Here is a 3,779-nt window from a genome sequence, read left to right on the forward strand (position 1 = left end):
TGATAAAAAGCGTTTAATGCACACCATCTTCAAAGAGATGTAAGAGGCTTGAATGCGTATAGTTAAAAAATACAACCTCAAGTTTTCTTGGGGTTTTTTTTTGACCAACTTATTAAACTACTAAAAAACAAACCATAATTCATGAATACATTACCTAAAATAGAGCGTTTCCATCGAGATGTACTCTCAAAATACAACATTTACAATAGTGTTTTCATTACATTACCTTTTGATTCGGTAGATAATACTGGAGTTTTGCTTCCTTTATTTACTGATATATGTGAAAAAGGTTTTAAAAAACAAGAAACACCTAAAGAGATTGTCAATTTTTTTGCCTCAAAATACTTGAGTACTGCCTCAGAAGCTGAAGCTATTGATTTGATGTTTCGTTTTATTCAATACATCGAACGTCAAATTGTATTGTTTGATGCGATTGAAGACGCCGCTTTTTCATCCGTAAACAATATGGACGGTAGAGGGTCTTTGCGAGATGTAAAAGAAAAATCAGAAGCTAAAAACAAACAAGAAGAACTCATTGATTTTCTTGAAAATTTTAATGTACGCACCGTTCTAACAGCGCATCCTACACAATTTTATCCTGGTGCTGTATTAGGAATCATCAATGATTTGACCGAAGCCATCCGAAAAAATGATTTAATTGAAATCAAACAACTTTTAGCGCAATTAGGAAAAACACCTTTCATTCAAAAAGAAAAACCGAATCCTTTTGACGAAGCTATAAGCTTGATTTGGTACCTTGAAAATGTATTTTATAATACAGCAGGTGAAATGATACATTATTTAGAGAAAAATATTTTCAATAACAGAACCATTCAAAATCCACTGATTAAATTAGGCTTTTGGCCTGGTGGAGATCGTGATGGTAACCCTTTTGTTACCACAGATATCACTTTAAAAGTAGCCGAAAGACTAAGAACTTCCATCTTAAAATGCTACTACTTTGAAATTAGAAGATTAAAAAGAAAACTTACTTTTTCAGGTGTTGATGTACTCATAACTGAGTTAGAACAAAAACTGTATCGTTCCGTTTTCTACTCCAAAGGTGATATTTTTATTACACTTGAAGAATTTAAAGAACAGATTTGGAAAATTAAAACCATTATAATTGAGCAGCATCAGTCCTTGTATTTGGATGAAATCGAGGCGCTATTAATTCGCGTTAATTTGTTTGGATTCCATTTCGCAACGTTAGATATCAGACAAAATAGTAAAATTCACGATGCCGTTTTTAAAGATGTTGTTGATTTTTGTGTAAAACAAGCGGATCCTATTTTTCCAGCAAATTATTTTAGTCTATCAGAGAAGGAAAAATTTGAAATCCTTAATAAAGTATCAGGAAATTTAGACCCGAGTACTTTTGAAAATGACATTACTCGATTGACTTTAGAATCTATAAGAGCGATAAAAAGTATTCAAGCTAATAATGGTGAATTTGGAGCCAATCGTTATATTATTAGTAATAACGAAAGTGCTTTGAATGTAATGGAAACCTTCGCCCTGATTAAATTATCTGATTGGGAGAATGCCGCTCTTGACATTATCCCGCTATTTGAATCGGTAGATGATTTGCAGCATGCACACGAAGTAATGGAGAAATTATATACCAATCCTGCTTACACTCAGCACTTAAAAAATAGAAGCAACAAACAAACCATCATGCTAGGTTTTCTGATGGTACCAAAGATGGCGGTTATTTAATGGCGAACTGGAGTATTTACAAAGCAAAAATTGCGCTTACCGAAATCTCTAGAAAATACGACGTACAAGTTGCATTTTTTGACGGTCGAGGTGGACCACCAGCTCGTGGTGGAGGAAAAACACATCAGTTTTATGCTTCTTTAGGATCGAAAATCGAAAATAAAGAAATACAAATTACCATTCAAGGACAAACCATTAGCTCTAATTTTGGAACGCTAGATTCTTGTCGCTATAATTTAGAAAATCTTTTAAGTGCAGGCGTAACCAATCAAGTATTTAGCAAAACCAAAAACATCTTGTCGGAGCAAGAGCTTTTGATATTAGATAAATTAGCAGAATTAGGGTATAATAAATATTTGGGCTTAAAAAATCACCCTCAATTTATTCCTTATTTAGAAAAAATGAGTACGCTAAAATACTACGCCAAAACTAATATTGGTAGCCGACCTTCCAAAAGAAGTACCGCGGAGCAATTGGAGTTTAGCGATTTGAGAGCGATTCCATTTGTGGGGTCTTGGAGTCAATTAAAACAAAATGTACCCGGTTTTTTTGGAGTAGGTACTGCTTTAAAATATTTTGAAGATAATAATGAATGGGATAAAGTACAGGATCTGTATAAAAATTCCTTATTTGTTAAAACACTACTTGAAAACAGTATGATGTCACTAGCAAAATCATTCTTTCCATTAACCGCCTACATGCGAAAAGATCCTGTTTTTGGTGAATTTTGGCAAATCATCTGTAAAAGAGTTCGTAGACAAAGAATTATGGGCTCATAAAGCTCGTTTTGAGAAAAAGATTACGCTTATACTGAAGAAACCATGCGTAAAGCTGGTGAACTAGGTTTACTTGGCGTAGCTGTTCCAGAAGCTTATGGCGGATTAGGAATGGGATTCGTATCGACTATGTTGGTTTGTGACTATATCTCTGGAGCTACTGGATCATTTTCAACTGCATTTGGAGCACACACAGGTATTGGAACTATGCCAATTACTTTGTATGGTACAGAAGAACAAAATTAAAGTATGTTCCAAAATTGGCTTCAGGTGAGTGGTTTGGTGCGTATTGTTTGACTGAGCCAGGTGCTGGATCGGATGCTAACTCTGGAAAAACAAAAGCAGTTTTATCTGAAGATGGAAAATATTACAGCATCACAGGACAAAAATGTGGATTTCTAACGCAGGATTTTGTTCGCTTTTCATCGTTTTCGCAAGAATTGGTGATGACAAAAACATTACAGGTTTCATCGTAGAAAACGATCCAGCTAACGGAATTTCTATGAATGAAGAGGAACACAAATTAGGTATTCGTTCTTCTTCTACACGTCAGGTGTTCTTTAATGATACTAAAGTTCCTGTTGAAAACATGTTATCTGAAAGAGGTAACGGATTCAAAATTGCGATGAATGCGTTGAACGTGGGACGTATCAAATTGGCAGCAGCTTGTTTGGACGCTCAGAGAAGAGTAATTACGGAGTCTGTAAAATATTCAAATGAAAGAATTCAGTTCAACACTTCTATTTCTCAATTTGGAGCTATCCGTGCGAAATTAGCTGAAATGGCAACTTCATGCTACGCTGGTGAAAGTGCTTCATATCGTGCAGCAAAAGATATCGAAGACAGAATCATCGAGCGTGAAGCAGCTGGATCAACGCATCAAGAAGCGGAATTAAAAGGAGTGGAAGAATATGCTATCGAGTGCTCTATCTTGAAAGTAGCGGTTTCTGAAGACGTTCAAAACTGTTCTGATGAAGGTATACAAATTTTTGGTGGAATGGGATTCTCTGAAGATACTCCGATGGAAAGTGCTTGGAGAGATGCACGTATCGCTCGTATCTACGAAGGAACGAACGAAATCAACCGTATGCTATCTGTAGGTATGTTGATCAAAAAAGCTATGAAAGGTCACGTAGATTTATTAGGACCAGCTTCTGAAGTACAAGCGGAGTTAATGGGAATTCCTTCTTTCGAAACACCTGATTATTCTGAATTATTTGCTGAAGAAAAAGAAATGATTGGCAAATTGAAGAAAGCTTTCTTGATGGTTGCTGGTGGAGCGGT

General features: G+C 35.5%; 2 pseudogenes. Both read left to right on the top strand.

Annotation, left to right across the window (positions count from 1 at the left end):
* Positions 1 to 141: 141 nt before the first annotated feature.
* A pseudogene (locus BXU11_RS16795) lies at positions 142 to 2,459 on the top strand (phosphoenolpyruvate carboxylase); the annotation flags it as partial.
* Positions 2,452 to 3,779 (top strand): annotated as a pseudogene (locus BXU11_RS16800) (acyl-CoA dehydrogenase family protein); the annotation flags it as partial. The pseudogenes BXU11_RS16795 and BXU11_RS16800, both read left to right, overlap by 8 nt.

It is taken from the genome of Flavobacterium sp. LM5 (genome assembly GCF_002017945.1).
Taxonomy (GTDB): Bacteria; Bacteroidota; Bacteroidia; order Flavobacteriales; family Flavobacteriaceae; genus Flavobacterium; species Flavobacterium succinicans.